Genomic DNA, 6,227 nt, shown 5'->3' with positions numbered 1-6,227 from the left:
GAGGTAACGGTGGGGAACGGAACCGGGGTGGGCCTCAGAGCCGTGTCGACGGTGGGGACGGTGGAGGATCTGGTGCAGTTCGGCCGGTTCGCCGCGGGTGTCGGCGGCGAGCCACTGCGTGCTCTCGACCTCTACCGGGAGCCGATTCGGATCCAGGTCGTCGGCCGTGCCGGATCCGGTCGAACCACGACCGTCCGCCTACTCGAGCGGGCCGGGTTCACGGACGTGTTCGAGACCGCGGCCGTCGACGCCCCCGGAACGGCGGATCCCGAACTGGACGGTGACGTCGTCGTCTACGTGCTGGCCGGCGGACTCCGGACGCCCGACGTCGAGGCGCTGCGGCGCGCACCGAGTGCTGTCACCGTCGCGATCCTCGGCAAGGCCGACATGCACGGGTCCTGGGCGGCGGCGTGGGCAGCGGTCGCCCCGCCGCGGCGCGGTCCGCCGCGGCGCGGTCCGCCGGGGCACCGCCCGACGGCCCGGCGAACCGGCATCGAGCCGAGTCCGCGGTCAGGCGGGCCCGCGTCCGGGACGCAGTGCGGACCGCCGCGGGGCGCCCATGACGGACATCGGCGGGTTCCCGCCCGACGCGCAGCGAATCGTCGAGCGGTGGAACCCGGACGGGCTGCGGGAATGGCGAGACGGTGCCCGAACCGGAGCCCGGTCCGTGCACGTGGTCGCGGTGCGTGGGATCGAACCTCGACCGATCCTCGACGCTCTCGCATCGTTCGACCCGATCCTCGACGCACCCGGCGGTGCCGCCGTCGTGGTGATGCTGCTCGACGTGGCGTCCGTCCTGGGGAAGGACGAACTCGCCGCGCTCGACGCGGCCGCCCGCGACGTCGAACGGGTGGTCTTCGTGGCGAGCGGCACCGGCGATCATCCGGACCGGGACGCGGTGCTGGCGCGGGACGAGACGCTGCTGCGGGCGCACTCGACCCGTTTCGCCGACGTCCGGGTCCTGTCCTCGCCGGACCGGCTGACCGCGGCGGTACGCGCCGCACTCGCCGTCGACCCGCACACCACCGCCGACCGCAACGCGCGGCGCGGCGCAGTCACGCTGGTCGAACGGACCTGCCGGCAGATCACCGCCACCGCCAAGGCCCTGCGCGACGGCAGCGACGAGGCCGCCGCCGCGCTCCGGGCCCGCAAGACCGGGCTCGCGATGGAACGGGACGGAGGACGGGCCGAGCGGCTCGGCCGGCTGCGCGCCGACATCCAGCGCGCCCGCGTCGACCTCCTCCACGAGGCCGGTGGCCGGGTCCGGGCGGTGTCGGCGACCGCCCGCACGGAGATCGACCGTGCGGGTCGCCGCGAACTGGTGGCCTTCCCGGCCCGGATGAGTGGCCTGGTCGACGCTGCCACCACCGACGTCGACGCCGCCGTCGAGCGGCACCTGGGAGAACTGGTCCGCCGGGCCGGGGTGTCCGGCATCGCCCCGCCGGTCGTGGGCCGTCCGGCGCTGCCGTCGGGGCCGGAGCCACGACACCGCGGAGTCGAGGACGGGATGATGGTCGTCGTCGGCGCATCGGCGGGCGTGGGCCTGGGCCGTCTGGCGGTGGCGCCGATCTCGATGGTGCCGGCGCTCGACATCGCGACCATCCCCATCACCCTCGCCCTCGGTGGGGCCGCGGCCTGGTGGCTGGCCCGGTCACGGCGCCTGATCGCGGACCGGGCCCACCTGCGGCAGTGGGTGTCGGACACGACCGCGCAGCTGCGTTCCGAGCTGGAACAGCGGGTGCTGGGGCGGATCCTCGAGACGGAGGCCGCGGTGGGCGCCCGCATCGTCGCGGACTGTCGCGTCGCCACGGTGGCCGTCGACGAGGAACTGGCGGCCCTCGATGTCGAGGCGCGACGTCTCGCGACCGAACGCAGTGGCCGTCTCACATCCTGCGAGCGGGACCACGCCGCCCTCACCCGGGTTCTCGACGCGCTCGCGGCGGCGACGGACACGATGGAACCGGGCGGCGTCGGCGCGCGTCCAACGTCGTAGCCACACTTGTAGTGGCCCGACCAGCGGGAGGCATCATGATCACCACCGACGATGTGGCGGGACACCTGCCGGACATCGATCCGGCGTCGTTCGGCACCGATTCGGGTGCGGTGCACCTGACCGGGCTCGTGCACGACATCGACGGTGACGGCATCCTCGACACCCGGACTTTCGAGGTCGACGACGCGATGATCGTCGCGACCGACCTCGACGGTGACGGTGACGCCGACAACCTGGCCATCGTCACCGGCGACGGCGACTACTCGGCCTGGGAATTCCATCGGGACGCCGACGGCCGCGAACGGTGGGAACGCACCGATTCGGGCACCCTCGGGGGATGAGGAACATGCAGGTCCACGGCGGGTAGCGCCCGACGGTGCCGTCTGAATCGTTCCTGTGACCTAACCGACGACACCCGGTTCCCCCAAGCCGGACGCGCGGCGTTAACCTCTATAGCTAGGACACCCGGCACCCGTGTCCTTCGTTCGTTGTCCACGGTGACGTACGTGAGCAGCAGCGGAGTGGGCGGGCTGCACCCCGCCGAGAGGGGGAAATCGGTTCGGCTTACCTCTCAGCCCCGTTTTGTGCGGGGCTGACGTGGTTGGATCGGTTCCCGGCCCCACCCCAGGAGAGTTTGATGACCTCAGCGACCATCCCCGGTCTGAACGGAACTGACGGCACACCCCCCACTGAGCACAGCGAGTTGCTCGCCTGGGTGCAAGAGGTTGCCGAGCTGACCCAGCCCGACCGGGTCGTCTTCGCAGACGGCTCCGACGAGGAGTGGGAGCGCCTGACCGATCAGCTCGTCGAGGCCGGGACGTTCACCCGTCTCAACGAGGAGAAGAAGCCGAACTCGTTCCTCGGCAACTCCGACCCGTCCGACGTCGCGCGCGTCGAGTCCCGCACCTACATCTGCTCCGAGAAGCAGATCGATGCCGGCCCCACCAACAACTGGATGGCGCCCGCCGAGATGCGGACCCTCATGACGGACCTGTACCGCGGCAGCATGCGCGGTCGCACCATGTACGTGGTGCCGTTCTGCATGGGTCCCCTCGGCGCCGACGACCCGAAGCTGGGCGTCGAGATCACCGACTCCGAGTACGTCGTCGTCTCGATGCGCATCATGACCCGCATGGGCAAGGCTGCGCTCGAGAAGATGGGCACCGACCGCCCGTTCGTGAAGGCGCTGCACTCCGTGGGCGCGCCGCTCGCCGAGGGCCAGGCCGACGTTGCGTGGCCGTGCAACGACACCAAGTACATCACCCACTTCCCCGAGACCCGTGAGATCTGGAGCTACGGCTCCGGCTACGGCGGCAACGCGCTGCTCGGCAAGAAGTGCTACTCGCTGCGCATCGCGTCGGCGATGGCTCACGACGAGGGCTGGCTGGCCGAGCACATGCTCATCCTCAAGCTGATCTCGCCGGAGAACAAGAACTACTACGTCGCGGCCGCGTTCCCGTCGGCGTGTGGCAAGACCAACCTCGCGATGATCCAGCCGACCATCCCCGGCTGGCGCGCCGAGACCCTCGGCGACGACATCGCGTGGATGCGCTTCGGCGAGGACGGCCGCCTGTACGCGGTCAACCCGGAGTTCGGTTTCTTCGGCGTCGCGCCGGGCACCAACCACGGCTCCAACCCCAACGCCATGAAGACGGTCGAGGCGGGCAACACCCTGTACACCAACGTCGGCCTGACCGACGACGGTGACGTGTGGTGGGAGGGTCTGGAAGAGACCCCCGAGCACCTGATCGACTGGAAGGGCAACGACTGGACCCCCGAGTCCGGTACCAACGCCGCCCATCCGAACTCGCGCTACTGCACCCCGATGTCGCAGTGCCCGATCCTGGCCCCCGAGTGGGACGACCCGCAGGGTGTGCCGATCTCGGCGATCCTGTTCGGTGGACGTCGCAAGACCACGGTTCCGCTGGTCAGCGAGTCGTTCGACTGGCAGCACGGCACCTTCCTCGGTGCGACGCTGTCGTCCGAGCAGACCGCTGCCGCCGAGGGCAAGGTCGGCGCCGTGCGCCGCGACCCGATGGCGATGCTGCCGTTCCTCGGCTACAACGCCGGCGACTACCTGAACCACTGGATCAACCTCGGCAAGAACGCCGACGCGGACAAGCTCCCCAAGATCTTCTACGTGAACTGGTTCCGTCGTGGCGAGGACGGCCGCTTCCTGTGGCCCGGTTTCGGCGAGAACTCCCGCGTGCTGAAGTGGATCATCGACCGCATCGAGCACAAGGTCGACGCCGTCAGCACCCCGATCGGCTACGTTCCGACGTCGGCCGACCTCGCTCTCGACGGCCTGGACGTCGAGCAGGCTGACGTGGACGAGGCGCTGGCCGTCAACGTCGACGAGTGGAAGGCTGAAATCCCGCTCATCGAGGAGTGGCTCGAGTTCCTCGGCGAGAAGGTGCCGTCCGGTGTCCGCGACGAGTTCGAGGCTCTGAAGCAGCGCCTCGGCTGATCTTCATGCTTCGCCCGAATGTCACATCGGTTCAGTTCGACTGAACCGATGTGACATTCGGCGTTTCCGGGGGTGACGGCGATAGTGCGGGCACCCGGAATTATGTCGACGTACGTATACGTTCGTACTTGTGTGGACCCGGTGGAGTTCGGTTCACGGCAGGATGGTGCAATGAACCAACCTGACAGCAACAGACACCGACCCGGCTGCCGACGTGGCCACGAGGAGGATCCGGCATGGGGATCTACAACAACGTCACCGAGCTGGTCGGACGCACCCCACTGGTGCGCCTGAACCGTCTCACCGAGGGCCTCGGCGCCCAGGTGGTCGCGAAGCTCGAGTTCTACAACCCGGCCAACAGCGTCAAGGACCGCATCGGTGTCGCGATCATCGACGCCGCGGAAGCGTCCGGCGAGCTGAAGCCCGGCGGCACCATCGTCGAGGGCACGTCGGGCAACACCGGCATCGCGCTCGCCATGGTCGGCGCGGCCCGCGGTTACAAGGTCATCCTGACGATGCCGGAGACGATGTCCGTCGAGCGTCGCGTCATGCTCCGCGCGTTCGGCGCCGAGATCGTGCTGACCCCGGGTTCCGAGGGCATGGCCGGTGCGGTCAAGAAGGCCGAGGAGCTCGTCGGACAGACCGAGAACGCCGTCCTCGCGCGGCAGTTCGCGAACGCCGCCAACCCGGAGGTTCACGAGCGCACCACGGGCGAGGAGATCTGGGCCGACACCGACGGCACCGTCGACATCTTCGTCGCCGGCATCGGCACCGGCGGCACTCTCACGGGCACCGGCCGGACGCTGCGCAAGTACAACCCCGAGGTCACGATCGTCGGCGTCGAGCCGGCCGATTCGCCGATCCTCAACGGCGGCCAGCCCGGCCCGCACAAGATCCAGGGCATCGGCGCGAACTTCGTGCCCGAGGTCCTCGACCGTGAGATCTACGACGAGATCATCGACGTCGAGTTCGACGACGCCATCCGCGTCGCCCGCAGCCTCGGCACCGACGAGGGCATCCTCGGCGGCATCTCGTCCGGCGCCAACGTGTGGGCGGCCCTCGAGCTGGCCAAGCGTCCCGAGAACGCCGGCAAGACGATCGTCGTCGTCGTCCCCGACTTCGGTGAGCGCTACATCTCCACCCCGCTGTTCGAACACATCCGAGGCTGAGCATTGTGAGTGTCCTGCGCACGATCCGGGAGGATCTCCAGGCAGCAAGAGGCCAGGATCCGGCCGCGCGCAGCAACGCCGAGAATGCCGTCGTCTACTCGGGCCTGCACGCCGTCTGGTCGCACCGGATTGCGCACCGGATGTGGGCCAAGCCCGCCCTGCGCGGCCCGGCCCGGATGCTGGCCCAGTTCACTCGGTTCCTCACCGGCGTCGAAATCCACCCCGGTGCGACCATCGGCCGCCGGTTCTTCATCGACCACGGCATGGGCGTCGTGATCGGCGAGACCACCGAGATCGGCGACGACGTGATGATCTACCACGGCGTCACCCTCGGTGGCCGCTCACTGGCCAAGGCCAAGCGGCACCCCACGATCGGCAACCGCGTCACCATCGGCGCCGGCGCGAAGGTCCTCGGACCACTCGTCATCGGTGACGACAGCGCGATCGGCGCCAACGCCGTCGTCACCCGCGACGTCCCCGCCGACGCCATCGCAACCGGCATCCCGGCATCGGTGCGGCAACGCAAGCAACACGAGCAACTCGTCGACCCGACATCCTACATCGATCCGGCGATGTACATCTGAGTCGGGTTCCCGAA

6 protein-coding genes are annotated in these 6,227 nt (G+C 69.4%); 5 read left to right on the top strand and 1 reads right to left on the bottom strand.

Annotated elements, in window-relative coordinates:
* Positions 1-198: 198 nt before the first annotated feature.
* A complete protein-coding gene (locus tag IJ15_RS0100380) occupies positions 199-393 on the bottom strand; it encodes a hypothetical protein (protein WP_031936371.1) in 195 nt (64 codons plus the stop codon).
* A gap of 166 nt (positions 394-559) precedes the next feature.
* Between IJ15_RS0100380 and IJ15_RS0100375 the strand changes: the two genes are divergently transcribed.
* The 5 genes from IJ15_RS0100375 to epsC all read left to right on the top strand — a co-directional run bounded on the left by IJ15_RS0100375 (position 560) and on the right by epsC (position 6,213).
* On the top strand, positions 560-1,993 hold the full coding sequence (locus IJ15_RS0100375) for a hypothetical protein (protein WP_051918416.1): 1,434 nt from the start codon (positions 560-562) through the stop codon (positions 1,991-1,993).
* Positions 1,994-2,028: 35 nt separating this feature from the next.
* Positions 2,029-2,334, top strand: coding sequence for a DUF6802 family protein (locus IJ15_RS0100370; RefSeq protein ID WP_031936369.1), 306 nt, complete (start codon positions 2,029-2,031; stop codon positions 2,332-2,334).
* A 296-nt stretch (positions 2,335-2,630) separates the two neighbouring features.
* Complete coding sequence (locus tag IJ15_RS0100365) at positions 2,631-4,460, top strand: phosphoenolpyruvate carboxykinase (GTP) (RefSeq protein WP_031936368.1); 1,830 nt, start codon at positions 2,631-2,633, stop codon at positions 4,458-4,460.
* Positions 4,461-4,696: 236 nt separating this feature from the next.
* Positions 4,697-5,629, top strand: a complete 933-nt coding sequence (gene cysK, locus IJ15_RS0100360) for a cysteine synthase A (protein ID WP_031936367.1) — start codon at positions 4,697-4,699, stop codon at positions 5,627-5,629.
* Between the two features lie 5 nt (positions 5,630-5,634).
* Positions 5,635-6,213 (top strand): serine O-acetyltransferase EpsC, encoded by a 579-nt coding sequence (epsC, locus tag IJ15_RS0100355; protein WP_031936366.1) that lies wholly within the window; start codon positions 5,635-5,637, stop codon positions 6,211-6,213.
* Positions 6,214-6,227: the final 14 nt, after the last annotated feature.

It is taken from the genome of Prescottella defluvii (genome assembly GCF_000738775.1).
Lineage (GTDB): Bacteria > Actinomycetota > Actinomycetes > Mycobacteriales > Mycobacteriaceae > Prescottella > Prescottella defluvii.
This window is presented reverse-complemented; position numbering and strand designations above follow the sequence as displayed.

Bases quoted from the DNA above. Each gene is read 5' to 3' on its own strand.
- IJ15_RS0100375 (WP_051918416.1), top strand. From the start codon at position 560: ATGACGGACATCGGCGGGTTCCCGCCCGACGCGCAGCGAATCGTCGAG.
- IJ15_RS0100370 (WP_031936369.1), top strand. From the start codon at position 2,029: ATGATCACCACCGACGATGTGGCGGGACACCTGCCGGACATCGATCCG.
- IJ15_RS0100365 (WP_031936368.1), top strand. From the start codon at position 2,631: ATGACCTCAGCGACCATCCCCGGTCTGAACGGAACTGACGGCACACCC.
- cysK (WP_031936367.1), top strand. From the start codon at position 4,697: ATGGGGATCTACAACAACGTCACCGAGCTGGTCGGACGCACCCCACTG.